20 protein-coding genes and 1 riboswitch are annotated in these 25,917 nt (G+C 67.1%); of the genes, 11 read left to right on the top strand and 9 right to left on the bottom strand.

Annotated elements, in window-relative coordinates; genetic code table 11:
• Positions 1–252: 252 nt before the first annotated feature.
• A complete protein-coding gene (locus tag KUV62_RS00565) occupies positions 253–1,257 on the top strand; it encodes a hypothetical protein (RefSeq protein ID WP_222601746.1) in 1,005 nt (334 codons plus the stop codon).
• Between the two features lie 9 nt (positions 1,258–1,266).
• On the opposite strand, the gene KUV62_RS00560 is transcribed toward KUV62_RS00565, so the two are convergent.
• The 4 genes from KUV62_RS00560 to KUV62_RS00545 are packed head-to-tail and all read right to left on the bottom strand — an operon-like array spanning position 1,267 to position 5,176.
• Complete coding sequence (locus KUV62_RS00560) at positions 1,267–2,859, bottom strand: ATP-dependent DNA ligase (protein ID WP_222601745.1); 1,593 nt, start codon at positions 2,857–2,859, stop codon at positions 1,267–1,269.
• A complete protein-coding gene (locus KUV62_RS00555; RefSeq protein ID WP_222601744.1) occupies positions 2,856–3,875 on the bottom strand; it encodes a ligase-associated DNA damage response exonuclease in 1,020 nt (339 codons plus the stop codon). The genes KUV62_RS00560 and KUV62_RS00555 overlap by 4 nt, the downstream gene beginning before the upstream one ends.
• A gap of 37 nt (positions 3,876–3,912) precedes the next feature.
• Positions 3,913–4,884 (bottom strand): alpha/beta fold hydrolase, encoded by a 972-nt coding sequence (locus KUV62_RS00550; protein WP_222601743.1) that lies wholly within the window; start codon positions 4,882–4,884, stop codon positions 3,913–3,915.
• A 1-nt stretch (position 4,885) separates the two neighbouring features.
• Entirely contained in the window at positions 4,886–5,176 is a 291-nt protein-coding gene (locus KUV62_RS00545; protein WP_222601742.1) for an SCP2 sterol-binding domain-containing protein, read from the bottom strand.
• Between the two features lie 123 nt (positions 5,177–5,299).
• Here KUV62_RS00545 and KUV62_RS00540 point away from each other — a divergent pair, with 123 nt between their 5' ends.
• The 5 genes from KUV62_RS00540 to KUV62_RS00520 all read left to right on the top strand — a co-directional run bounded on the left by KUV62_RS00540 (position 5,300) and on the right by KUV62_RS00520 (position 10,406).
• On the top strand, positions 5,300–5,809 hold the full coding sequence (locus tag KUV62_RS00540) for a tetratricopeptide repeat protein (protein WP_222602351.1): 510 nt from the start codon (positions 5,300–5,302) through the stop codon (positions 5,807–5,809).
• A gap of 29 nt (positions 5,810–5,838) precedes the next feature.
• Positions 5,839–8,820, top strand: coding sequence for a helicase-related protein (locus KUV62_RS00535; protein WP_222601741.1), 2,982 nt, complete (start codon positions 5,839–5,841; stop codon positions 8,818–8,820).
• A complete protein-coding gene (locus KUV62_RS00530) occupies positions 8,821–9,195 on the top strand; it encodes an RNA-binding S4 domain-containing protein (protein ID WP_222601740.1) in 375 nt (124 codons plus the stop codon).
• A 57-nt stretch (positions 9,196–9,252) separates the two neighbouring features.
• The gene (gene fdxA / locus KUV62_RS00525) at positions 9,253–9,591 is read left to right on the top strand and encodes a ferredoxin FdxA (RefSeq protein ID WP_222601739.1); all 339 of its coding nucleotides are present in this window, start codon (positions 9,253–9,255) and stop codon (positions 9,589–9,591) included.
• 305 nt (positions 9,592–9,896) lie between these two features.
• A complete protein-coding gene (locus KUV62_RS00520; RefSeq protein ID WP_222601738.1) occupies positions 9,897–10,406 on the top strand; it encodes a CarD family transcriptional regulator in 510 nt (169 codons plus the stop codon).
• Between the two features lie 139 nt (positions 10,407–10,545).
• On the opposite strand, the gene KUV62_RS00515 is transcribed toward KUV62_RS00520, so the two are convergent.
• Positions 10,546–12,417, bottom strand: coding sequence for a monovalent cation:proton antiporter-2 (CPA2) family protein (locus tag KUV62_RS00515; RefSeq protein WP_222601737.1), 1,872 nt, complete (start codon positions 12,415–12,417; stop codon positions 10,546–10,548).
• A 179-nt stretch (positions 12,418–12,596) separates the two neighbouring features.
• Positions 12,597–12,674, top strand: a riboswitch (SAM riboswitch).
• A 62-nt stretch (positions 12,675–12,736) separates the two neighbouring features.
• Here KUV62_RS00515 and metZ point away from each other — a divergent pair.
• The 4 genes from metZ (at position 12,737) to KUV62_RS00495 (ending at position 17,058) form a co-directional block, all read left to right on the top strand.
• Positions 12,737–13,915 carry an O-succinylhomoserine sulfhydrylase gene (gene metZ / locus KUV62_RS00510; protein WP_222601736.1) on the top strand — a complete coding sequence of 393 codons (1,179 nt, stop codon included), beginning with the start codon at positions 12,737–12,739 and terminating at the stop codon, positions 13,913–13,915.
• 117 nt (positions 13,916–14,032) lie between these two features.
• Positions 14,033–15,124: a GTP cyclohydrolase FolE2 gene (gene folE2, locus KUV62_RS00505; protein ID WP_222601735.1), complete on the top strand. Its 1,092-nt coding sequence runs from the start codon at positions 14,033–14,035 to the stop codon at positions 15,122–15,124.
• A 161-nt stretch (positions 15,125–15,285) separates the two neighbouring features.
• Positions 15,286–15,513: a hypothetical protein gene (locus KUV62_RS00500; RefSeq protein ID WP_222601734.1), complete on the top strand. Its 228-nt coding sequence runs from the start codon at positions 15,286–15,288 to the stop codon at positions 15,511–15,513.
• A gap of 96 nt (positions 15,514–15,609) precedes the next feature.
• Positions 15,610–17,058: a TrkH family potassium uptake protein gene (locus KUV62_RS00495; protein WP_222601733.1), complete on the top strand. Its 1,449-nt coding sequence runs from the start codon at positions 15,610–15,612 to the stop codon at positions 17,056–17,058.
• Between the two features lie 49 nt (positions 17,059–17,107).
• On the opposite strand, the gene gghA is transcribed toward KUV62_RS00495, so the two are convergent.
• Both gghA and KUV62_RS00485 read right to left on the bottom strand, forming a co-directional pair.
• Positions 17,108–19,516, bottom strand: a complete 2,409-nt coding sequence (gene gghA / locus KUV62_RS00490) for a glucosylglycerol hydrolase (protein ID WP_222601732.1) — start codon at positions 19,514–19,516, stop codon at positions 17,108–17,110.
• 249 nt (positions 19,517–19,765) lie between these two features.
• On the bottom strand, positions 19,766–20,371 hold the full coding sequence (locus KUV62_RS00485) for a 2-hydroxychromene-2-carboxylate isomerase (protein WP_222601731.1): 606 nt from the start codon (positions 20,369–20,371) through the stop codon (positions 19,766–19,768).
• A 310-nt stretch (positions 20,372–20,681) separates the two neighbouring features.
• On the opposite strand from KUV62_RS00485, the gene KUV62_RS00480 reads away from it, so the two are divergent.
• On the top strand, positions 20,682–21,449 hold the full coding sequence (locus KUV62_RS00480; RefSeq protein WP_222601730.1) for a 3-hydroxyacyl-CoA dehydrogenase: 768 nt from the start codon (positions 20,682–20,684) through the stop codon (positions 21,447–21,449).
• Between the two features lie 416 nt (positions 21,450–21,865).
• On the opposite strand, the gene KUV62_RS00475 is transcribed toward KUV62_RS00480, so the two are convergent.
• Both KUV62_RS00475 and KUV62_RS00470 read right to left on the bottom strand, forming a co-directional pair.
• Complete coding sequence (locus tag KUV62_RS00475; protein ID WP_222601729.1) at positions 21,866–24,943, bottom strand: valine--tRNA ligase; 3,078 nt, start codon at positions 24,941–24,943, stop codon at positions 21,866–21,868.
• A gap of 724 nt (positions 24,944–25,667) precedes the next feature.
• The gene (locus KUV62_RS00470) at positions 25,668–25,877 is read right to left on the bottom strand and encodes a DUF1127 domain-containing protein (RefSeq protein WP_222601728.1); all 210 of its coding nucleotides are present in this window, start codon (positions 25,875–25,877) and stop codon (positions 25,668–25,670) included.
• Positions 25,878–25,917: the final 40 nt, after the last annotated feature.

Here is a 25,917-nt window from a genome sequence, read left to right as displayed (position 1 = left end):
GGAGTCCTCATCAGAAGTTTCCCTCTGACATAGGGTCGGGGGTGGGCAGAAGGCAATGGGCGCGGCCGGGAAAGCGCGACGGAGGCGTGCCTGCGCCGGCGCCTGCCGACAGGCCGCGCGGCGTTGCGACCTATGTATCGCCGCCCGGGTAAGGAAATTCGTAGATCAAGGGCGGTATTGGTCTAAACTCGGCACCGGGTCCGCCTTGGAGGGGGCGGGCCTGCATTTCAGAGTATGGGAGGGAATTTACGTATGTCACAGAAACCAATCATTTACGGCGCGGTGGGGATCGTTCTGGGCTTTCTCGGCGGTGTCGCCGCCGGCAGCGCCATCAACGGCAGCAAGATCACCGACGCGGTGGGCCGCGCCATGGGGCCGGCGCAGGAGGCGGCCAGCAAGGCGGCCTCGGACCAGCAGGCGGCGCTTGACGGGCTCTCGGAGCGCATCGCGGCGCTCGAGTCGGCGATGTCGGAGGATGAGGGCGGCGAGGATCTCTCCGCCGCGCTGGGCGAGCGGCTCGACGCGATGAAATCCGAGATGCAGAGCCGGCTCGAGGACCTTTCGGCGCGGGCCGAGTCGCAGGCCGAGGCGATGCGCGGGGCGCTCTCCGAGCTGTCTGGCGGCATGCAGGAGGCGGCGCAGATGGCCGCTGCGGCGGTCGCGGCGCGGGCCACGGGCGACGAGAGCGCCAGCGCCGAGGGTATGATGGTGACCGATCCGCTGGGTGTCGGCGAGACGGCGCTGTTTGCCGACGGGCAGGTGCGGGTCTTCGTCTCGCGGGTCGATCCGGCGGGCGGCTCAGTACGCCTGATGGTCAACGGCGAGGCCGCGGCGCTGGGCGCAGGCGGCACCACGCAGGCCACGCTGGGCGAGGGCACCTGCACCGTCGCGGTGATGGGGCTCGACGCCGGCAAGGCGACTCTCGGTTCGGACTGCGGGGCAGCGGCCGAGGAGGGCTCGCAAGAGGCCGAGGAGGGCGCGGAACAGGCGGGCGAGAGCGCCGCGGCGTCGACCGGGGCGCCCGAGGATGGCTACCGCGCCGGAGAGGTGGCGATGCTGGCCGACGGCAAGCTGCGGGTCTTCGTCTCGGGGCTGGCGGAGGACGGATCGGCGGCGCGCATCGCCGTCAACGGCGTGCAGACGCAGGCAGTTGGCGCGGGCGAGAGCGTCGAGGTCGAGACCGACGGGGGCGCCTGCTCGGTGACCGTGACCGGCGTCGGCAATGGCATGGTCGGGCTCGAGGCGTCCTGCGGCTGAGGTCGGGCCTCAGCCATAGGCCGCCAGAAGCGCCTGGAGGTCGGCCAGCGTGTTGGCCTCCTGCACCGGTTTGTCGTGGCGCCAGCGCGCCATGCGTGGAAAGCGCAGGGCGAGCCCCGACTTGTGGCGCGGGCTCGGCTGGATGCCCTCGAAGGCGATCTCGAAGACCAGCTCGGGCTTGACCTGCCGCACCGGACCGAAGCGCTGCAGCGTGTTGCGGCGCACCCATGAGGTGATCTTGTTGAACTCCGCGTCGGTGAGGCCGGAATAGGCCTTGGTGAAGGGGACCAGATCGTTGCCGTCCCAGGCGGCGAAGGTGAAGTCGGTGAACAGGTTGGCGCGCCGCCCGTGGCCCTGCTGGGCATAGATCATCACCGCGTCGACGCTGAGCGGGTCGAGCTTCCACTTCCACCAATCGCCCTTCTTCCGCCCCGCAAGGTAGGGCGCGCCCAGCCGCTTCAGCATCAGCCCCTCGGCGCGGCGCTCGCGGGCGGTGGCGCGGGTCTCGGCCAGCCCCTCCCATGTCTCGAACGTGAGGCGCGGCGAGGGGCGGATCGGGGCATCCGGCGGCAGGTCGGCGAGCAGCGCGTCGAGCCGGGCGCGGCGCCGGGCCAGGGGCGTGTCGCGCAGATCCTGCCCATCCGCTTCGAGCAGGTCATAGGCCAGCAGGATGACCGGCGCCTCCTTCAACAGCTTTTTCGGCACGGTCTTGCGTCCGATGCGCTGTTGCAGCGTGTTGAACGGCTGGGGCTGCGCACCGTCCCACGCCACGATCTCGCCGTCGAAGACATGGCCGGGCGGGATGAAATCCGCCGCCCGCGCCAGCTCGGGGAAGCGGTCGGTCATCAGCTCCTCGCCGCGCGACCAGACGTGATGCGATCCGCCGCGCAGGATGAGCTGGCCGCGGATGCCGTCCCATTTCCATTCCGCCAGCCAATCCTCCGGCGGCCCGAGGCTCTCGGGGCCGTCGTCGAGCTGGTAGGCGAGGTAGAACGGGTAGGGGCGGCTCTCGTTCTCCTCCGGGTCGGGCGACTCGACCAGCGCGTGCCAGCTGGTGCTCTGCGGCGTCCAGTCGCCCATCAGCCGCAGCGCCAGTGCTGCCTCGTCCTGCCCGGTGGCCTGCGCCAGCGCGCGGGTCATCAGCTTGCGGCTCACGCCGATGCGGAAGCCGCCGGTGATCAGCTTGTTGAACAGGAAACGCCCGGTCTCGTCGAGCTGGTCCCACGCCTCGAGGATGAAGCGCTTGCGCTCGTCCAGATCGCGGTTCGGCATGTCGGAGAGCGCCGCGAGCCATTGGCTGAGGCTCTGATCCGAGTCGCGGCTCGCCGGTGGCAGCAGCAGCGCGATGGTCTCGGCCAGATCGCCGACGATGGGATAGCTCTCCTCGAGCAGCCAGAGCGGCAGCTCCGCGCGCTCGGCGGCCCATCCGCGCAGCTGCGTGGTGGTGACGGCGCGCTTCGGGCGGCGGCCGGAGAAAAGCGCGATGGTCCAGAGCCGGTCGTCATCCGGCGCAGTGCGGAAATATTCCGCCAGCGCGGCGGTTTTGACCGTGGTCTTGGTGCTCTGGTCGACGGCGGTGAAGAGCGCGGCAAAGGCCTTCATGCGGCATCCTCCGCAGCGTCTGCCGCGTCTTCTTCGCCGCCAAACTCGGTGGGCACCACCTCGGCCTGATAGCCTTGGGTGTTGAGCCAGCGGGCGAAGATCTCGGTGTAGCCGTGGGTGGCGAAGATGCGCTCGGCGCCGGTCTCGCGGATCGCCTCGTGCAGCTCCGGCCAGTCGGCATGGTCGGAGAGCACGAAGCCCCGGTCCGCCCCGCGCCGCCTGCGCACCCCGCGCATCCGCATCCAGCCCGAAGCCATGCCGGTGGAGGCGCGCCCGAAGCGCCGCGCCCAGGTGCTGCCGAGCGCCGAAGGCGGCGCGATGACCAGCGCGCCGGGATGCGCCTTGATGTCGAGATCGGGCGTCACGTGATGCGTATCGGGCAGGGCATATCCTTGCGCGCGCAGCACCGCGTTGGTGTTTTCCACCGCGCCGTGGGTGAGGATCGGGCCGATCTCGGGATCGAGCAGCGCCAGCAGCCGCTGCGCCTTGCCAAGCGAGTAGGCGCCCAGCAGGCAGTACCGGCCCTCGGCGGCGGTCGAGGCCCACCAGTCGTTGATCTCGGCGGCGATCTCGTGCTGCGGGCGCCAGGTGAAGACCGGCAGCCCGAAGGTGCACTCGGTGATGAAGGCGTGGCAGCGCACCGGCTCGAAGGTCTCGCAGAGCCCGTCCGGCGCCAGCTTGTAATCGCCCGAGGCGACCCAGACCTCGCCGCCGACCTCGACGCGGATCTGCGCCGAGCCGGGGATATGGCCGGCGGGGTGGAAGCTCACCGTGGCCCGACCGATCTGCCGGCGCTCGCCGAAGCGGATGGTGTCGAGGGGGATGTCGCCCAGCCGGTGGCGGATCACCGGTGCGGCGGCCTCGGTGGCGAGATAGGCGCCGTGGCCCGGGCGGGCGTGGTCTGAATGGCCGTGGGTGATCAGCGCGCGCGCGACCGGGCGCCACGGGTCGATGTGGAAATCGCCCGCCGGGCAGTAGATGCCGCGTTCGGTGAAGCTGAGGACCGGCTCTGTCATGCGCCAGAGGGTAGCGCGGCGCAGGCCGCGGGCCAGATTATGCCGAGCGGCTGGCGGAGCTGCCGTGTTTGCGCGAGGTCGAGAAGAGGTCGGCCATGCGGGTGACGATCTGGCCGCGGGTGATCGCGTCTTCCATCAGCACCTCGTGGCGGCCACCCTCGATGATCTCGAGCTGGCCGCCGGGCCAGGCCGCCATGCGCGCGGCGATGCGCGGCACGTCGACGATGCGCTCGTCGCTGCCGACGAAGGCGAGGGCGGGGACCGTCGGCGAGGGCAGGCGGGCCAGCGTCAGGCATTCGTTGAGCGCCTGGTGCAGCCAGCGCAGCGACGGCCCGCCGAGCTGCAGCTCGGGCATGTCGTGGACCTGGCGCTGCATGTACTCCCAGCTGTCGCGGTCGCGGGTCAGCAGGTTGTCCTCGAAGACCACGGTGGCGACGTAGCTGTCGGGGCCCGTCGAGGGCGCGTAGACATGGCCGATGCCCATCTGCGTGCTGCCCCAGCCTAGCGCCCAGGCGGCGGGGCGCAGGGCGGCGGCCATGCGGATGCCCCACATCGGCCCGGTGAAGGCGGCGGCCTCGACCGGCAGCCCCTCGATCAGGGCGCGCAGCCCGATGCAACCGCCCATCGAATGCGCCAGCAGGTAGAAGGGCCGGGGCAGGCCCAGCTCCTCCGCGGCTTCGAGCATGGCGGTGACGTCGAACTGGTAGTCCTGGAACAGCGTGACGTGACCGGCGCGTGGATCGCGGTGCATGCGGTCGGCAAGGCCCTGTCCACGCCAGTCGACGCTCAGCGTATGATAGCCCAGATCAGCAAATTCGCCGGCGACGCGCCCGTATTTCTCGACATATTCCGTGCGGCCGGGAAACAGCAGCACGGTGCCCTGCGCCGCCTCGGGGCCCGGGTAATGGGCCAGGCGGATGCGCAGGTTGTCTTCGGTCCGAGCCCAGAACGCGCGGGCCCCTGCGGGACCCTCGGCCAAGTCGGCGTGAAAGGGCGCGTCGAGCATCATCTCAGGACAGAACTCCTCCGAGGCGCATCGCGGCGCCCATGTCCCCGTCGATGGCGAGCTTGCCCGACATGAAGGCCGAGGTCGGGTTGAGGTCGCCCTCGAGAATCTGCTGGAAGGTCTCGGTATCGGCGGAGAGCGTCACATCGGCGTCGTCGTCACCGGCGCGGGCGCCGTTTTCGTCGATGATGATGCTGCCTTCGTCTTCGATGACGAACTTGGCGGTGCCGTCGAACCCTTCTCCGTCCAGCTTCTTGTTCAGCGCGTCGACCGCTGCGGTGATGACTTCGCTCATTCTGATCCCTTCCTTCACGAAAACCTGTGCTGGCAATCCAGCATCTTCGGGTTACACTCGGAATCTATGAGCATGGGCCTACGCAAGAGCAAACGTATCGTGGCGGCACTTTCCGTCACAGTCATGTTTTCCCTACCCGTCGCGGCACTCGCGCAGGCGGCCTCGGGAGATCTGCTGGAAGAGCTTGGCGCGGCAGAAAGCGCCGCCGAGGCCGACCGCATCGAGAAGGCGATCTATCTCGAATGGTCGAAATCCGGCTCTGCCGCGATGGACCTGCTTCTGAAGCGTGGCCGCGACGCGCTCGAGGTCAACGAGACCGCATCCGCCATCGAGCACCTGACCGCGCTCACCGATCACGCGCCGCAGTTTGCCGAAGGCTGGCACGCGCTGGCACTGGCCTACTACCAGGCCGAGATGTTCGGTCCGGCGATGGATGCCCTGGAACATGTCCTTGCGGAAAACCCTCAGCATTTCGGCGCCTTGCGCGGCGTTGCTGCGATCCACGAGCAGCTCGGCAACGAGGCGCTTGCATATGACGCCTACACGCGGGTACTGGAACTCAGACCGTTTGACGAAGAGGTGACCGGTGCTTTGGAGCGGCTTGCGGGCCAGGTCCAGGGCATCGAGATCTGAACCTCTGAGGGAAGGAACAGGGCGGCACCATGCCCCAACGCGCACGGATCGCGGCCGTTCTCGGCCCGACCAACACTGGCAAGACCCATTACGCCATCGAACGCATGCTCGGTCACCGCACCGGCATGATCGGCCTGCCGCTGCGGCTGCTGGCCCGAGAGGTCTATGACAAGGTCGTGGCGGCGCGGGGCCCGGGCGTGGTGGCGCTGGTCACCGGCGAGGAGCGCATCGTGCCGCCGCGAGCGCAGTACTGGATTTGCACCGTCGAGGCGATGCCCGAGGGTATGGGCTGCGATTTCGTCGCCATCGACGAGATCCAGCTCTGCGCCGATCCCGAGCGCGGCCATGTCTTCACCGACCGCCTGCTCCGCATGCGCGGCCTACACGAGACCCTGTTTCTCGGCTCCGACACCATGCGCGGGCCGATCAACGCGCTGGTCAGGGGTTGCGAGTTCATCCGCCGCGAGCGGATGAGCCAATTGGGCTATCTTGGTTCGAAAAAGATAAGCCGGATGCCGGCACGCTCGGCCATCGTCGGGTTCTCGGTGGATAATGTCTATGCCATCGCCGAGCTGATCCGCCGCACCAAGGGCGGTGCCGCGGTGGTGATGGGGGCGCTGAGCCCGCGCACCCGCAACGCGCAGGTCGATCTCTACCAGAATGGCGAGGTCGATTACCTCGTCGCAACCGATGCGATCGGCATGGGGCTCAACCTCGACATCGATCACGTCGCCTTTTCCAGCCTGACCAAGTTTGACGGCCGCCGCATGCGCCCCCTGCAGCCCAACGAGCTGGCGCAGATCGCCGGGCGGGCGGGGCGCGGCATGAAGCCCGGCACCTTCGGTACCACCGGCGATGCCGGCCAGATCCCCGACGACTGGGTCGAGGCGATCACCAGCCACAGCTTCACGCCGCTGCGCAAGCTCAACTGGCGCAACCCGAAGCTCAATTTCGGCTCGATCCAGGGGCTGGTGCATTCGCTCGAGCTCAGCCCCAATGACGAGTGGCTCGCCAAGGCCCGCGAGGCTGACGACCTGATGGTGCTGAAATCGCTCGGGCAGGAGGCGGAGGTGCAGGCGCGCGCCAGCAACCCGCGCTCCGTTCAGCTTCTCTGGGATGTCTGCCGGATCCCCGATTTCCGGGGAATCAGCCACGCGGAACATGCGGGCCTCTTGCAAGTTATCTTCCAGCATCTGCACGAGCGCGGCGAGATCCCGAGGGACTTCATGGCCCGTCAGATCAAGCGGATCGACCGCACCGATGGCGATATCGACACATTGTCGAAGCGATTGGCGTTTATCCGCACATGGACCTACGTGGCGCAGCGCCGCGGCTGGGTCGATGACGAAAGCCATTGGCGCGAGGCGACCCGCGCTGTAGAAGACGCACTGTCCGACGCCCTGCACGAGCGTCTGACTCAGAGATTTGTTGACCGGCGGACAAGCGTATTGCTCCGGCGGTTGAAGCAGAAGGAGGCCCTTTTGGCCGAGGTGAATGACAAGGGTGAGGTGACCGTCGAAGGAGAATTCGTCGGTCGTCTGGAAGGGTTCCGGTTCCGTCAGGACCAGGGTGCGACGGGCCAGGAGGCCAAGACGCTGAAACAGGCGTCGCTTCAGGCGCTCGCGCCGCATTTCCACCTGCGGGCGGATCGGTTCTACAATGCGCCGGATACCGAGATCGATTTCACCGAGCAGGGTGGCCTGATGTGGGGCGACCAGGCGGTGGGCAAGCTCGCCAAGGGCGACGATCCGCTGAAGCCGCGCGTCGTCGCCTTCGTCGACGACACCGCCGGCCCGGATGTGATCCAGAAGGTCGAGCGCCGTCTGCAGCACTTCATCGACCGCAAGATCGCGGCGCTTTTCGAGCCGCTGCTCAACATGCAGCGCGACGAGACCCTGACCGGTCTCGCCCGTGGCTTCGCCTTCCGCATGGTCGAGGCGATGGGCATCCTGCCGCGCCAGCTCGTGTCCGACGAGGTCAAGCAACTCGACCAGGACGCCCGCGGTGCGCTGCGCAAGCACGGCATGCGCTTTGGCCAGTACACCATCTTCATGCCGCTGCTGCTCAAGCCCGCGCCGACGCGCCTGCGGCTGGTGCTGTGGTCGCTGTTCAACGATCTCGACACCTTCCCCGAGGCGCCGCCGCCGGGGCTCGTCACCGTGCCGAACATCCGCGACGTTCCGATGCAGCATTACTCGCTGGCGGGCTACCGCCCGGCGGGTGAGCGTGCAATCCGCATCGACATGCTTGAGCGCCTCGCCGACCTGCTGCGCGCACAGGACAGCCGCGGCGGCTTCGAGGCCAACGCCGACATGCTGTCGATCACCGGCATGACGCTCGAGCAGTTCGCCGACCTGATGCAGGGCCTGGGCTACCGCGGCGAGAAGGGCGAGCGCGAGAAGGTGCGCCGCGCCGACCAGATCCTGACCGAGACCTCCGAGCCGTCGGGCGAGCCCGGCGAGAACGAGCCGGTCTTCGACGCCGCCCGCGAGGAAGAGGCGACCCCGGCCGCGATGGCCGATCCGTCCGCCACGCCGCCGGCCGCCGATGTGGTGACCGGCTCCGAGTCCATCGATGACGAGGGTTTCGCCCCGATCAACGAGGATCCCGAGGCGGTCGAGGTCGACGATCACATCGCCGAGACGCCGGAAGAAGAGCTGCTGCCTGGCACCGCGCCCGACGAGGCGCTGGCGGGCCCCGAGACCGAGGTGTTCTACACCTTCACCTGGGCCGGCAACCGCAACAACCGCGGCCCGCGCCGCGAGGGTGGCCAGCGCGACGGCGGTCATCGCGAGCGCGACGGCGGCGGCCGCGATGGCCAGAAGGGCGCCCGCGGCAAGGGCGGCGCACCGCGTGGCAAGGGCGGCCCCGGCGGCAAGAAGGGCAAGGGCGGCAAGCCGCAGGGCGACAAGGGCCCCAAGTCCTACGAGTCGCGCCCCCGCAAGGAGCAGAAGATCGACCCCGACAACCCCTTCGCTGCGGCGCTCATGGGGTTTAAGGGCAAGTCCTGAGTGTCGGAGCCGGCGACCAAGCTGCGCATCGACAAGTGGCTGTGGCAGGCCCGCTTCTTCAAGACGCGGAGCCTCGCCGCCAAGATCGTCACGGGCGGTCTGCGGGTCAACGGTCAGCCGATCGCCAAACCCGCCTTCTCGGTGGGGGCGGGCGATGTCCTGACCTTCTCGCAGGGGCGCGATGTGCGGGTGATCAAGGTGATCGCCCTCGGCACGAGGCGCGGCCCGGCCCCCGAGGCCCAGGCGCTCTACGAAGACCTCGATCCTCCGGCGCCGCGGGCGCCGGAGCCCCAGACCCCGCGCTTCGACGGCGGCGGGCGGCCCACCAAGAGGGACCGGCGCCAGCTCGACAAGCATCGGGATATGCTTGAATGATCCCGCGACGTGGTCTAGCTAGACCACTGATCGTGAGACCCTGACGGATGATTGCCCATGACTTACGTGGTCACTGAAAACTGTATCGCCTGCAAATACACCGACTGCGTCGAAGTGTGCCCGGTGGATTGCTTCTACGAGGGCGAGAACACTCTGGTGATTCATCCCGACGAATGCATCGACTGCGGCGTCTGTGAACCGGAATGCCCGGCCGACGCCATCCGGCCCGATACCGAGCCGGACATGGAAAAGTGGGTCGAGTTCAACCGCAAGTACTCCGAGCTCTGGCCGGTCATCATTTCCAAGAAGGATCCGATGCCCGATGCCGAGGAGCGCGATGGCGAGCCGGGCAAGATGGAGAAATACTTCTCCGAGGCGCCGGGCGAGGGCGGCTGAGCGGCGATTCGCCGTTTCCCAGTCAAAGCGGTTTCAAAAGCCTTGCTGGATTTGCGCAAATCCCTGATTTTGCGCGAATTCTGTGTTTCTGCCAAGAATCTGGGAAAGAGGCGCCGTTTGTGCTATAGTATGACGCACACATGACGAAGCCACGCAGACATGATCAGGTCGGGAACCGGCCGGGGGAATAATCGAAGACGTGACGTTTTCAGGCGAACGGGTTGCTTTGCACATCCGTCCGTCTTTTTGTCGCCACGTCATCTTGTCGTGATGAGCCGTGGCTTGGCTGCTAAGGACCCTGTTGTATGACCAAGAGCAAGAAAAACGAATTCCGCCCCAACGATTACGTGGTCTATCCCGCCCATGGCGTGGGTCAGATCATGTCGATCGAGGAGCAGGAAGTCGCCGGCATGAAGCTGGAACTGTTTGTGATCTCTTTCGAAAAGGACAAGATGACCCTCCGGGTGCCGACCCATAAGGCAACCGAGATCGGCATGCGCTCGCTCTCCTCGCCCGACGTGGTGAGCCAGGCGATGAAGACGCTGAAGGGCAAGGCCAAGGTCAAGCGCGCGATGTGGTCGCGCCGCGCTCAGGAGTATGAGCAGAAGATCAACTCGGGCGACCTGATCGCCATCGCAGAAGTGGTGCGCGACCTGCACCGGGCCGACGATCAGCGCGAGCAGAGCTACTCCGAGCGTCAGCTCTACGAGGCCGCGCTCGAGCGTCTGACCCGCGAAGTGGCTGCCGTCTCCGGTGGCGACGAAGTGGCCGCCGCGCGCCAGGTCGACGAGGTTCTGGGGCTGCGCGCCGCCTGATCCTCATCGGACACGAATATTCGGGAAAAGCGGGCCTTCAGGTCCGCTTTTTTCGTCTGGGGGTGGGCCGTTGGGGCAGGGCGCTCCCGCTGCTGTCCGAGCCCCGCGCCTGCGCGCAGCCGAGCCCGCGCAGATCGCCTCAGGCCGCGTCCTCGCGCCCTTCCATCAGGGCGGTGTAGAGCGCCGTCTCCAGCTCCTTCTCGAGCTCGCGGGCGCGCTTGATATAGGCCTCGTTCTCGGCCGAGGGCACATCGGGATCCCAGAGCTGCGCCAGCTCCTGCACCGTCTCGCGGTCGTGGTGATAGAACGTCTCCTGCGCGATCGCCGCCTCGTACTCGGTCATCCCGACCTCCTCGAGCACGTAGCGCCCGGCGCGCAGCGAGCTGTCGAACATCTCGCGGACGATCTTGTCGGCGCCGGCCTGGTAGAGCTCGTAGACATGGGTCCGGTCATGGGCGCGGGCGACGATGAACACGTCCTCGCGGATGCGCCGGGCGAAACGCACGAGCTTGGTCGTGGCCTTGGGATCGTCGAGCCCCGCCACCAGCACCTTGGCATCCTTGATGCCAGCCGCGTGCAGCAGCTCCGGCCGGGTCGGGTCGCCGAAGAAGCCGCGATGGCCGAAGCGGCGCATCAGCTCGATGGTCTTCATGTCGTGGTCGATCACCACGGTGCGATAGCCCGAGCTGCCCACCAGCCGGTTGACGATCTGCCCGAAGCGCCCGATCCCGGCGATGATGATCGGACCGTCCGCCTCGATGGTGTCTTCCTGCTGTGCCTCGCGGGCCTCCTCGAGCCGGGTCGAGAGCCAGTCGTAGAGGATGAAGAGCAGGGGGGTGATCAGCATCGACAGTGCCACCACCAGCAGCAGCCGTTGGCCGAGCGCGTTGCTGAAGATGTTGAGCTGCAGCGCGAAGGAGATCAGCACGAAGCCGAATTCCCCGGCCTGCGCCAGCGACAGGGTGAACAGCCAGCGTGCCCGGGTGTGCAGCTTGAAGATCCTCGCCAGCAGCATCAGGATCGCGCCCTTCAGCAGCATCAGTCCGAGCGCGAGGCCGAGGATCACGAAGGGTTCGCGCAGGAAGGCGAGGATGTCGATGCCGGCGCCCACGGTGATGAAGAACAGCCCCAGCAGCAGCCCCTTGAAGGGCTCGATATCCGACTCGAGCTGGTGGCGGAATTCCGAGTTCGCCAGCACCACGCCGGCGAGGAAGGTGCCGAGCGCCGGTGACAGGCCCACCAGCTCCATGAGGAAGGCGATGCCGACCACGATGAGCAGCGCCACGGCGGTGAACATCTCGGGCAGGCGGGCGGAATGGATATGGCGGAACAGCGGGCGCGCGCCGTAGATGCCCGCCACGATGATCAGCGCGATGGCGGCCAGCGTCACCAGCGCCACGCCCCAGCCCGGCAGCCCCTCGACGATCGACATCTCGTGATGGCCGTTGTCGCCGCCGTGGCCCAGGTCGATCGAGCCGTCGGGCGAGATGCGCGCCACGCCCGGCAGCGCCAGCAGCGGCAGCACCACCAGCATCGGGATCACCGCGATGTCCTGCGTGAGCAGCACCGAGAAGGCCGAGCGGCCGCCGGTCGACTGCATCAGCCCCTTCTCGTTGAGCGTCTGCAGTACGATGGCGGTCGACGAGAGCGCGAAGACCATGCCGCAGGCCAGCGCCGGGGCCCAGCTCACTCCGAGCGCCATGGCGCCGCCCATCACCGCGAGCATGGTGATGGCGATCTGCGACCCGCCCAGGCCCACCAGCCGGTGGCGCATGTCCCAGAGCGTGCGCGGCTCAAGCTCGAGCCCGATGATGAACAGCATCATCACCACGCCGAACTCGGCGAAATGGCGCAGGTCCTCGGTGGCGGCGACCAGATGCAGGACCGGGCCGATGACGATGCCGGCGAGGAGGTAGCCCAGCACAGAGCCGAGCCCCAGCCGCGCCGCGATCGGCACCGCGATCACCGCCGCCATCAGGTAGATCGATGCCTGAAAGAGAAATCCGTCCATAGTCGTCTCGCTGCCTCTGCCCACGACATGATGGGGCAGGGCGGGCGGCAATGACAACCGCCCTCGGCGCCGGCCAGCGCGCTTCGCCGCACAAATCGCGCGCATTCGATGCAAAGACCGGCGGGCACGCGCCGGCTGTCACAACCGGAATGCTTGACGCAAGGGCGCGAGAGGCGTAATGCGCGGCCCGTGGCGCTTTGTTACCGGATTGCGGGCCACGTTAAACATGCCGCTAAAGAGGTCAGACGAAAGCCCCTTTCGCTTGACCGCGACGGGGCTTTTTTCAATTGCGGCGAGGGGTGCCGCGAAAGGATACGACATGACCAGCAAGGGATCTCGCACGAACGCGGTTCACGGCGGCACCAAGCGCAGCCAGTGGGGCGAGCTCAGCGAAGCGATTTTTCTCACCCAGGGCTTCGCCTATGACAGCGCCGAGCAGGCCGAGGCGCGGTTTCTGAAGTCCGGCCCGGACGAGTTCATCTACGCCCGCTACGGCAACCCGACCGTGGCGATGTTCGAGGAGCGCATCGCGCTGCTCGAGGGCGCCGAGGATGCCTTCGCCGCCGCCTCCGGCATGGCTGCCGTCAACGGCGCGCTGACCTCTTGTCTCAAGGCCGGCGACCGCGTGGTGGCCGCGAAGGCGCTGTTCGGTTCCTGCCTCTACATCCTCGAGAGCATCCTGCCGCGCTTTGGCGTCGAGGTGGTGTTCATCGACGGCGCCGATCTTTCGGCCTGGGAGGAGGCGCTCAAGCCCGGCGCGCAGGCGGTCTTCTTCGAAAGCATGTCGAACCCGACGCTCGAGATCGTCGATATTGAAGGCGTCTCGAAGCTGGCCCATGCCGCCGGTGCCATCGTCATCGTCGACAACGTGTTCTCGACCCCGGTCTACTCGAACGCCATCGCGCAGGGCGCTGATGTGGTTGTCTATTCCGCCACCAAGCACATCGATGGTCAGGGCCGCGCGCTCGGCGGCGTCATCCTCGGCACGCGCGAGTTCATCCGCGGGACGGTCGAGCCCTACATGAAGCATACCGGCGGCTCGATGAGCCCGTTCACCGCGTGGATCATGCTCAAGGGCATCGAGACCATCGACCTGCGGGTGCGGGCGCAGACCGCATCGGCCAAGGCCATCGCCGAGGCGGTGAGCGGCCATGCCAAGGTGAGCAAGGTCAGCTATCCGGGGCTCGAGAGCCACGCCCAGTTCGCGCTGGCGCAGCGTCAGCTCGGGGCGGGGGGCACGATGGTGGCCTTCGAGATCGCGGGCGGCAAGGAGGCGGCCTTCCGCTTCTGCAACGCGCTCGAGATCATCCTGATCTCCAACAATCTCGGCGACGCCAAGACCATCGCGACGCATCCGGCGACGACGACGCACCAGCGCCTGTCGCCCGAGCAGCGCGCCGATCTCGGCATCTCCGACGGGCTGATCCGCCTGTCGGTCGGAATCGAGGATACCGACGATCTGGTGGCCGATCTGCTGCAGGCGCTTGATGCCGTTTAGCATCACATGCGTGTGATTTCCGGGCGTTACTCGCCCGGAAGCAGGAAAAAGTTGGAAAACGTTTCATGCGCGACCTATCTCTGGGGCGGTAGGAGAGACGCCCCGAGGAATATCAAGATGAACGTCCACACGCCGGAAATCGACAGCAAGCCCAGCAGTGACGAGGCGCGCGCCGCGCTCGAAGTGCTGCGCCGTTTCGCCGACAAGGCGCAAGATACCGAAATCGACGCTGTCGATCCGGCCCTCGCGCTGCTTCGAGACGGGGCCGGATATCCGGACCTGTCGCGTATCTTTCCGCAAGATTTCAAGGTCGACTCGGCCTACCGCGATACCCTGCCGGACCTGCAGAACGGCCCATCTTCGCTGATCCGGGGCGAAAACCGCGCGATCCAGCATGTTGGTATTTCCAACTTCCGGCTGCCGATTAAGTTCCATACGCGCGACAATGGCGATCTGACCCTGGAGACCTCGGTCACCGGCACCGTCAGCCTCGATGCCGACAAGAAGGGCATCAACATGTCGCGCATCATGCGCAGCTTCTATGTTCATGCCGACAAAACCTTCTCCTTCGAGGTGATCGAGGCCGCGCTGGACGACTACAAGAGCGATCTCGAGAGCTTTGACGCCCGCATCGAGTTGGCTTTTTCCTTCCCGGTGAAGGTAGAATCCCTGCGCTCCGGCCTCTGGGGCTTTCAGTATTACGACATCGCGCTCGAACTGGTGGAAACCGCCGGAGTGCGTCGCAAGATCCTGCATCTCGACTATGTCTACAGCTCGACCTGCCCGTGCTCGCTGGAGCTCTCCGAGCACGCCCGGCGCGAGCGCAACCAGCTCGCGACGCCGCATTCGCAGCGCTCGGTCGCGCGGCTGTCGGTGGAGCTGAAGGATGGCGAGTGCCTGTGGTTCGAGGACCTGATCGACCTCTGCCGCGCCGCCGTTCCGACCGAGACGCAGGTCATGGTCAAGCGCGAGGACGAGCAGGCCTTCGCCGAGCTCAACGCCGCCAACCCGATCTTCGTGGAAGACGCCGCGCGGCTCTTCGCCGAGCAGCTACAGGCGGATCCGCGCATCGGCGACTATCGCGTGCTGGCCAGCCACCAGGAAAGCCTGCACTCGCATGATGCGGTGTCGGTCCTGACCGAAGGCACCACATTTGCGCATGACAGCCTCGGTCCGAAGCTGTTTCCGACGCTGATCCACAGCCACTGACCTACGATCCGCGATGGATTTGAATGCGCCGCCCCGAGGGGAGGCGCATTTCTTATGCAACATGCTGCATTGCAGCAATTCGTGATCGCCGGGTTCGGGAAAGCGCAGGGCTTTGGCCTAACTATGAAGCCGGGAGGAAGCCAACAGACGGAGGTTTCCGGATGCACGCCGATACCGTTCAGATCGCCATGGGCCGCGGCTCTCTGAAGCAGAAGATCGATCTCTACTTCGCCAATCTCGGGCTGGGGCTGAACCCTTACGGCCTACGCAAGGCACGGATGCGCGAGATCATCCATCTCGAGATGAAGAGCGACGACCAGCTCGCCCGCATGGGGCTGAGCCGCGACGACATTCTCCCACACGTGTTCCGCGATCTGCTGACCGCCTGAGCGGCGCGATGCCGCGGGCGTGGCGGGCTTGCCGGGAGGCGGATTTTGCCCGCCGCGCCGCTTGACTAATATCGCGGGGCAGGCCAACGCTGCGCCATGTTCGACCTCCGTCCCGTCGCATATGTCATCGGTCTGCTCGTCGCCACGCTGGGCGCGACCATGTTCCTGCCAATGCTCGTCGACATCGCCGAGGGGCGGGGCGAGTGGCATGTCTTTCTCGAGACCGGCCTCGTCACCATGCTCACCGGCGGCCTGATCTCGCTGGCCTGCGCCAACGCGGTGAAGGAGGGGCTGACGTTGCAGCAGACCTTCCTGCTGACCGTCGGCGTCTGGGCCGCGCTGCCGATCTTCGGCGGGCTGCCCTTCATCTTCGGCGCCACCGAGGCCAGCTTCACCGATGCCTATTTCGAGGCCATGTCGGGGCTCACCACCACCGGCTCGACGGTGTTCAGCGGGCTCGACGACCTGCCCAAGGGGCTGCTCCTGTGGCGCGGCATCCTGCAATGGCTGGGCGGCATCGGCATCATCGTGGTCGCCATGGTGTTCCTGCCCGAGCTGCGGGTCGGCGGCATGCAGGTGTTCCGCTCGGAAGCCTTTGAGACGATGGGGAAGATCCTGCCACGCGCCACCGAGATCGCCTCCTCGATTTCGACCATCTATGTCGGCCTCACGCTGGCCTGCGCCGTGGCCTACCTGCTCTGCGGCATGAACGCCTTCGACGCGACGGTGCATGCGCTCACCACGATCTCGACCGGCGGCTTCGCCAATTACGATGCCAGCTTCGGCACCTTCTCCGGCCCGGCGGAATACGTGGCGTCGGTCTTCATGATCGCCGCCGCGCTGCCCTTCGTGCGCTACGTGCAGATGATGAACGGCCATTACACCGCGCTCTGGCGCGACAGCCAGGTGCTCGCCTTCTTCGGCACCATCGCGGCGCTTGTCGCGGTGATGGCGGTGACGCTGGTCTCGATCTTCCCGCATCACCCGGAGCAGGCGGTGCGCGAGGCGCTGTTCAACATCACCTCGATCATCTCGGGCACCGGCTACGCCTCGGTGGATTACATGCAGTGGGGCCCGTTCATCATCACGATGTTCTTCTTCATCGGGCTGATCGGCGGTTGCGCCGGCTCGACCGCCTGCTCGGTGAAGATTTTCCGCTACCAGATCCTCTTCGCCTCGATCCGGGTGCAGCTGCGCCGCATCCGCGCGCCGCACGGCGTCTTCACCCCGCGCTTCCAGGGGCGCCCGGTGGATGACGACACGCTCTCCTCGGTGCTCAGCTTCTTCGCCTTCTTCGTAGTGTCGCTGGGTGTCTTGTCGGTGGGTCTCGGGATGACCGGGCTCGACTTCATCACTTCGCTCTCGGGCGCAGCGACGGCGCTGGCGAATGTCGGCCCGGGGCTCGGCGACCAGATCGGGCCCGCGGGCAATTTCGCCGGCATCAACGACACGGCGAAATGGATGCTGGCCTTCGCCATGCTCACCGGCCGCCTCGAGGTGATGGCGGTCTTTACCCTGTTCACCCTGCGCTTCTGGCGCGCCTGAGGCGCGCCAGTGCCGAACGCCTCGACAGGCGGCGCGCCAGCGCCGTGGGTCAGTGCGGCTCGCCGGCGAGATGGGTGATGTCGAGCCCGCGCGTGTAGACCAGCGCCATCGAGTCGCGCAGCACCAGCGGTCCGCCGATGTAATCCGGCCCGATGCCGGGGCCGCGGATGGTCAGGTGCCAGTCGTTGCGGCTGACGCTGTCGGGCAGCAGGTCGAGCGGGTCGAGCTCGTCGGTCGCGCCGCCCTCCATATGGCAGACGGTGAACACCTCGCCGCCCTGCGGCGCGTTGCGCAGCGAGACGAAGACCGTGCGGCCGTCGATCGGCTCGACATAGCGGAAATGGTCGTCGTCGCGCAGGTTCTGGCGCAGCCACGGGTTGTTGAGCCGGAACATGCGCAGTCGGCGCATGGCGTTGGTCTGTACCGGATCGAGCTTCGAGGTCGAGTGCGAGACGTTGCAATACTCGTGCATGTCATCCATCCACGCCCGCGCGATCTGCTTCAGCCCGCCCACGGTGATCGGGCGCGGGCCGGCCAGCGGCGGCTCCACCGCGTTGAGTAGCGTGGCGATGGTGTTGAGATCGTAATCCGTCACCTCGACCAGCGCCGGCAGGAACTCGAGGAAGCGAGCGAGATCCTCGCGGGTCTCGAAGCCCAGCTCCTTGAGCCAGCGGAAGGCGCCAGGGACGGAATAGCTGTATTCATCGACCTGCCATTTGAGCGAGATCGCCTCCTCGGCCACGACCTTGACGCCGTACTTGTCATCCTGGTTGCGGATGAAGCCCCAGCTGGCGCGCGCGGTGGCGTTGAGGAAATCCATCGGCACGCCGGGCAGGGCGGCATAGGTCAGGATCGACACGGCCGGATTGTCATAGGCCTTGTCGAGGATCTCCATCTTGGTGTCGCCGAGGCGGGTGTTGATGTTGAGCTTGGGGTTGACCTGCGTGCCCCGGCGCAGCGTGTCATGGTTGGCGGTGCCCGAGATCCAGTTGGAGCCGCGCTTGAGGATTTCCCACAGGCGCCAGTATTTCGACAGCCAGAAGGTATATATGAACGGCGTGTTGTGGGCGAAGGTCAGCGGCCCCCACTGGAACACGTCCGGATCGGTCTCCTTCTGGTTCTCGATCACCGCGCGGTAATCCGAGCTCAGCTCCCAGTCTTCCTGCGGCCAGGGCCGGCCATCCTCGAAGACGAACCACGGCCGGTAATCGACGCCGGCGACGTTCTGCACCACCTCCGACATCTCCTGAAGGTAGTCGTCATCGTGGCGCATTTCCTGCGTCGAGGCATCCCACCACTTGAAGTCCTGCGCACCGTCGACCCGCACCCCGTCGGCGCCGAAATCCACCTTGCGGCGCTGCAGCTCGAGCAGGATCGCGCGGACGAAGGGATTGTTGTAGTCGAGATTCTGGCCGTACATGTTCGGCCCGGCGAAGAAATGGCTGTTGAGCGCGTTGAGGCCCTGGTTGTCGGAGTGGCCGAACACCACGTCGAGCACCAGCATCTTGGGCCAGCGCGGGAAGTTGTGCAGCACCGCTGCAAGGTCGATCAGCTCATCCGGTCGCGCCGTCTCGAGCAGCACCGGGTTCACCGTCGCCATGCCCGAAATCACGATGTCATAGCCCCAGTTGGTGGTGTCGGGGCGCATCAGGTGGGCGGTGACGGTGTCGTCGTCGCACTCGACATCGGTCCAGAAATCCGGGCCGGCCTCGTAGACGGTGGTGGGCTCGACCGGCAGCAGCTGCACCGCGTCGTAGCCGGCGAACAGCTCTTCATCCGGCTCCAGCGACAGGCCGGCGCCGACGCGCACCGCGAGGCGCTCGAACTGGCGGGTGAGCGAGGCCAGCGTGCCGCCGGGCGTGGCGGTGGGCACGTGGACCTGCAGGATCGAGGTCGGCGGCGCGAACTTGTAGGGGCCGTCGGCCTTTCGGACCTGCTCGAAATAGCCCTTGTCCTGACGTCGCGCCTGCATCGCCGGTACGTCATAGATCTCGGCCGGGGAGAAGGCGCCATATGGCAGGGAGGCGGCGAGCGGATCGAGGATGCGATGATAGGCGCCCTCCTGGTCGCGGTAGACCAGCGCGTAGAAATCGCCGATCTGGTCGCGGCTGCCGGCCTTGAGCCCGCTGGCGGCGGCAAAGGTGAAGGCTTCGCAGCGCGCCACCGGCAGCAGCACCCGGTCGAAGCGCACATCGCCCTGGCTCGCGGTCAGGTCGAGCTCTTCCTGAGGGCGCAGGACCTCGAGGAACACGTCGCCATCGGCAATGCGCCAATCGAGCAGTTCCGGCGTCCAGAAGCCAAACTCCACCCGCTCGCCATCGACCAGCGCCCCCAGCTGCCGCGCGATCTGCTTGCCGGCGGCAAAGCGGTCGGGGGCGGTGTTGAGCACCTCTTGGCACCAGTCGGCGCGCGCCTCGGCGGCGGAAAGGTCGGCGAGGATGGCGGGCGTGTCTGTCATGGCGTCTCGGTCCTGTCTCGTTGCTCATGTGCCGCAGCCGCGCGCCCCCTCGGGCCGCGGCGCGGAATGTCTGGCGATCTGCGGGAGGGGGGATGCAATAGGGCGAACCCTCCCGGACGAACCGGCGGGCCGTCCCGCCTGTCCTCCGGTCAACCTAAGGCGCTGAGACCTGTCTGCAACGCGAAAGGCGGGGTTTCGCTGCAAGGCCGGGGCGATGTTTTGGGCAAAGCGCGTTCAGGCGGCAGAGGATCAGGCCGCGGCCTTGAGAAGCTTCTCGCGCATGAACTCGATCCGATCCTGTCCCCAGAACCGTTCACCATCAACCACATAGGTCGGAGAGCCGAAGATCTCGGCCTCGATCGCGGCCTGCGTCACCGCGTCGGCCTCATCGCGCACCGCCTCGCTCTCGGCCTCGTGCAGGATCTCAAGAGCGGGCATGTCGATCTGGCGCAGCGCCTCGCCGAGATCGCCCGGATCCGAGATGTTGCGGCCCTCGGCCCAGACCCCGCGCAGGCAGGCCAGCGTCACCGCGTCCTGATCGAGCCGGAGCCGCCCGGTGGCGAGAATGACCCGGCAGGGCAGGCGCACGTCGACCGGGTGATGCGCCGGGTTCGAGGTCATGCGCAGGCCGCGCAGCCGCGCCCAGCGGCGCTGATCTTCCATGCGGTAGCTCTGCCGCGCCTCGCATTGCTCAAGCGGATGGGTCGTCCCCATCTCGGCATAGACCTTGCGGATGTCCATCGGGAAGAAGCGCACATGCGCTCCGGCCTCGGCGGCCAGCGCCATCAGCGCCTGGTGGCCGAGATAGGTGAACCCGGAGGCCGGTGAGAAGAAATAGTCGATGGTCTTGCGCATGACGCCCCCAGATTTTCGAAACTGGCTTCGCAACCTTGATCGGCGGTCCGCGTCGGCGGCCCCGGCTCACAGGGCCCCGAACCGGATCGTGGGATCATTGACGCGCGGCGCGGCTTCGCTTGTCAACGCGGGCTCCCCGGGCAGGGCCGAGTTGCAGCATCAACTCGGAGCGATCCGGCGGAATCTCTCCCGCAGGCGCAAAGAACGCCGGAAATTTGCGCAGTTTTGAATCGCCTTCGTGACGCCGCGCTCGCCATTGTCAGCGCCGCTGCCGTGGCTATGCTCCGCCGCAAACAGGGAGGGTTTGCTGATGAAGATCGAAGATCACGTGTTCCTCGTGACCGGTGGCGGTTCGGGGCTTGGCGCGGCGGTGGCCGAGATGCTGGTGGGCGCGGGAGGCCGCGCGGTGCTGCTCGACGTCAACGCCGAGGCCGGCAAGGCCAAGGCGGAGGAGCTCGGCGAGGCGGCGCATTTCGTCATGACCGACGTGACCGACGGGGCGCAGGGCGAGGCGGCGGTGGCCGCGGCGGTCGAGCGCTTCGGGCGGCTCGATGGTCTGATCAACTGCGCCGGCGTCGCGCCGGGCGAGAAGATCGTCGGGCGCGAGGGGCCGCACAGGCTCGAGAGCTTCGCGCGGGCGGTGACGATCAACCTCGTGGGCACGTTCAACATGCTGCGGCTGGCGGCGGATGCGATCTCGAAGCAGGCGCCGGGCGAGGGCGGCGAGCGCGGGGTGATCATCAACACCGCCTCGATCGCGGCCATGGACGGGCAGATCGGGCAGGCGGCCTATGCGGCCTCGAAGGGCGGCGTGGCCTCGCTGACGCTGCCGGCGGCACGCGAGCTGGCGCGGCACGGCATCCGTGTGGTGACCATCGCGCCGGGGATCTTCGGGACGCCTATGATGGCGGGGCTGCCGCAGGAGGTACAGGACAGCCTCGGCGCCTCGGTGCCGTTCCCGCCGCGCCTCGGCGATCCGGCCGAATACGCGGCGCTGGCGCGGCACATCATCGAGAACCAGATGCTGAACGGCGAGGTGATCCGCCTCGACGGCGCGCTGCGCATGGCGCCGAAATAGGGCGGGACGTTCGGGCGCTGTGCGCCCTCGGAAGATCCGAGCGTGTACCTAGCGCGGGAACAAGGCCGCAGGCCGCTTCTCACACATCGCGGTCCGCGATGTGTTGCCGGCAGGCGTTTGCCAGCAAACGCCGAGAGGCGCGCCATCGGTCATGCTGAAAGCATGCCTCTGACATGGCCCGCCCCCCGGGCTGGCGATTTGGTGACGCTTGGGCACAGTTTCGAGGTCTTTCGGACTTGGCCGGGATAAATCGAGAGGCTCGAAGCACAGATCGCCATCCCGCAGGCCGGCGATGGCGCGGCGGCGTCCCGGAATGGTGAGGTGAGGACTGGCTCAAGGGGCAAGTGGACGAGGTCCCAAACGCAAACCGCCGCCCCGAAGGGCGGCGGTTTCGTTTCCAGCGACAGAGGAAATCCTCAGCCAATCTCGGCCAGGCGCGCCAGCGCTTCCTTGAGCTTGGCCTCTTCCTCTTCGCGCGCGGCGAGGTTCTCGCGGGTCTCCTCGACCACCTCCTCGGGCGCGCTCTCGACGAACTTGGGGTTCTTCAGACGCCCGCGCAGGCCGCCCAGTTCCTTGCCGAGCTTGGCGATGTTCTTCTCCAGACGGGCCTTCTCGGCCTCGACATCGATGATGTCGGCCAGCGGCAAACCGAAGGTCGCCCCTCCCACCGGTACGGTGACGCAGCCCTTGGGGAAGCTGTCGACCGCTGTCAGGCTCTCGAGCCGCGCCAGGCGCTTGATCAGCGCCTCGTTGTTGGCCCAGGCCGCTTCGCCCGCGGCGTCGATCTCGGTCACCAGCACCGGGACGTAGAGCCCCACCGGCACGCCCATCTGGGCCCGCGCCGAGCGCACGCCCTCGATCAAGGAGATCACCCAGCGCATCTCGGCATCCGCCGCCGGGTCGAGCAGGTCGGCGGTGGTGTAGGTCGGCCAGTCGCCGTGCACGAGCATCTTCGAGCGCTCGCCCAGCGTGCCCCAGAGCTCTTCGGTGATGAAGGGCATGATCGGGTGCAGCAGGATCAGGCACTGGTCGATCACCCACGACATGGTCGCCTGCGTCTCGGCCTTGGCGGCCGCATCCTCGCCCTGCAGGAGCGGCTTCGAGAACTCGACATACCAGTCGCAGACCACGCCCCAGACGAAGGCATAGAGCGACAGCGCCGCGTCGTTGAAGCGGTAGTCGGCCAGCGCGGCATCCACCGTCTCGCGCACCCGCGCGGTCTCACCAAGGATCCACTTGTTGACCGTGGCCTGCGGGGCAGGGCGCCCGCCTGCCAGACCGACCGCGCCGTTCATCTCGGCGAAGCGGGCGGCGTTCCACAGCTTGGTGCCGAAGTTGCGGTAGCCGGCGATGCGCTGCATGTCGAGCTTCAGCACGCCACCCAACGAGGCCATGGCCGCGTTGGTGAAGCGCAGCGCGTCGGCGCCATACTCGTCGATGATCTCGAGCGGGTCGACGACATTGCCGAGCGACTTGGACATCTTCTTGCCCTTGGCGTCGCGCACCAGCCCGTGCAGGTAGACGTCCTTGAACGGGATCTCGTCGACCACGGCGAGCTGCATCATCATCATCCGCGCCACCCAGAAGAACAGGATGTCCTGCCCGGTCACCAGCACGCTGGTGGGGAAGTAACGCTCGAGCTCGGCGGTCTTCTCGGGCCAGCCCAGGGTGCCGATCGGCCAGAGGCCGGAGGAGAACCAGGTGTCGAGCACGTCGGGATCGCGGAACACCGGGATCGCCTGCGGCCGGCGGCGCTGGTCGACGCCGGTGAAATCGGTGCCCTGCTCGAGCAGCGCGGCGAGGTGATCCTCCGCCGCCGCCGCATCCTCGACCATCAGGAACTCAGCATCCTCGCCGAAGAAGGCGTGCATTTTCTTCAGCGCCTCTTCCTCGGAGGCGGCACAGAACGAGCGCCACTCGTCGCCCAGGCCCGGCGTGTGCCAGACCGGGATCTGGTGGCCCCACCAGAGCTGGCGCGAGATGCACCAGGGTTCGATGTTTTCGAGCCAGTGGTAATAGGTCTTCTCGCCGCTCTCGGGCATGATCCGCACGCGTCCCTCGCGCACGGCATCGAGCGCCGGCCCGACGATCTGCGCGGTGTCGACGAACCACTGGTCGGTGAGCATCGGCTCGATGACGACCTTGGAGCGGTCGCCGAAGGGCTGCATGATCGGCTTGGCCTCGACCAGCGGCACCCATTGCGCCTCCTCATCCCGCGCCTCGCCGCCTTCCTCGGGCGCCACCGGCGCCTTGGCCGCGGCCTGGCCCAGCCGCGGATCGGTGACCTCGGTCATCACCGCGAGGCCTTCCTCGGTGATCTCGCGCACCACCGCCTCGCGCGCCTCGAACCGGTCGAGCCCGCGCAGGTGATCGGGGACGAGGTTCAGCGCGTCGGCCTCGTGCTCGGTGAGCGTCAGCTCGCCGCGGGCGACCTTCTGCGCGGTCTCGGCGGCCTCGGCACAGGAGGTGCCGTCGGCGCGCATCGTGCCGCGGGTGTCCATCAGGCGATACATCGGGATGCCGCCGCGCTTGGCGACCTGGTAGTCGTTGAAGTCATGCGCGCCGGTGATCTTCACCGCGCCCGAGCCGAATGTCGGGTCGGGATATTCGTCGGTGATGATCGGGATCAGGCGGCGATGCTCCTTCGGTCCCACCGGGATCTCGCAGAGCTGGCCGACGATCGCCGCATAGCGCTCGTCCGACGGGTGCACCGCGACGGCGCCGTCGCCCAGCATGGTCTCGGGGCGGGTGGTGGCGATGGAGATGTAATCACGCTCCTCCTCGAAGAGCACGTTGCCGTCCTCATCCTTCTCCACATAGGTGTAGGTCGCGCCGCCCGCCAGCGGATACTTGAAGTGCCACATGTGGCCCGGCACCTCGATGTTCTCGACCTCGAGGTCCGAGATCGCGGTCTCGAAATGCGGGTCCCAGTTCACCAGCCGCTTGCCGCGGTAGATCAGGCCCTTCTCGTACATGTCGACGAAGACCTTGATCACCGCGTCGTGGAAATTGCCTTCCTCGCCGGCCGGCGCGCCCTCGGCACCGGACATGGTGAAGGCGTTGCGCGACCAGTCGCAGGAGGCGCCGAGGCGCTTGAGCTGGTTGATGATGGTGCCGCCCGAGTGCTGCTTCCACTCCCAGATCTTCGCGGTGAAGGCCTCGCGGCCCATCTCGCGACGGGTGGCGTTGCTCGAGTCCTTGGCCAGCTCGCGCTCGACGACCATCTGCGTGGCGATGCCGGCATGGTCCTGCCCGGGCTGCCAGAGCGTGTCGAAGCCGCGCATCCGGTGCCAGCGCACCAGGATGTCCTGCAGCGTGTTGTTGAACGCGTGGCCCATGTGCAGCGAGCCTGTCACGTTGGGCGGCGGGATCATGATGCAGAAGCTTTCGTCGCGCGAGGCGTTGGCCCCGGCTGCGAAGGCGTCCGCCTGTTCCCATGCTTCGTAGATGCGCGCCTCTGCGGCGGCCGCGTCAAAGGTCTTTTCCATCGCCATGGGTCGTCTTCCCGTGCCTGCATGCATTGTCCCGCCTCGTCTACCCAATGGCGGGGCAAAGGGAAAGGCTGCACGTCCCGCGCCGCCCCCGTGGTTTTTTCTGGCCAAAAATATCCCGGGGAGTCCGCGCGCCCCGCGCGGACGGGGCAGAGCCTCGAAATCGCCTGTCAACCTGCGATGCGGCGGGGGGGGGCGGCAATGAGATGAAGAAACGAAAAACGGCGGCGCCCGGGAGGAGGAGGGGCGCCGCCGTCTGATCATTCCGACGGCCCAGGGAGGAGGAGAGGGCTTCGGAAACCGGCTGGACCGTCAGGTCCGGATTTGGGGTGCGGCGGGATCAGGGAGGAGGAGAGATCCCGCCGCGTATCGAACGCCCCAGGGAGGAGGAGAGGGGCTCCGAAACTGTCGGGCGCGTGGCCCGGATGTAGGGTGCGACGGTGCCAGGGAGGAGGAGAGGCACCGTCGCGTATCGAACGCCCCAGGGAGGAGGAGAGGGGCTCCGAAACTGTCGGGCGCGTGGCCCGGATGTTGGGACGCGGCGGGATCAGGGAGGAGGAGAGATCCCGCCGCTCATCGAACGCCCCAGGGAGGAGGAGAGGGGCTCCGAACTGTTGGGCACATGGCCCGGTGTCTTTGCGGCGGCGACCTCGGGAGGAGGAGTGAGGTCGCCGCCGGGCTCGATGCGCTCAGGGAGGAGGAGGAGAGCGCCTCGAGAAATCTGTGTTCAGGCCTCGTAGGCGGCCTGGTAGGCGATCCGGCGGATCATCGAGCGGTGCAGCCCGAGATCGCTCAGTTCGCGGTTGCTCAGCTGGCCGAGCTCGCGCAGCGTCTCCTTGTAGAGACGGCGACGGGCAGTGCGCTCGCGCAGCGAGGCGATCATACCGGCGAAGAAGCCGTTCGAGCCTTGGGTGCTGGTGTCGGTTGCGTATGCCATGTTCGTTGCTAGCCTGTGTTCGTGTATCTCTGTGTTGGCC

The sequence above is a fragment of the Salipiger bermudensis genome (genome assembly GCF_019801965.1).
In the GTDB taxonomy this organism is placed as follows: Bacteria; Pseudomonadota; Alphaproteobacteria; order Rhodobacterales; family Rhodobacteraceae; genus Salipiger; species Salipiger bermudensis_A.
The sequence above is the reverse complement of the archived record's forward strand: the minus strand, read 5'-3'. Positions and strand labels throughout refer to the sequence as shown.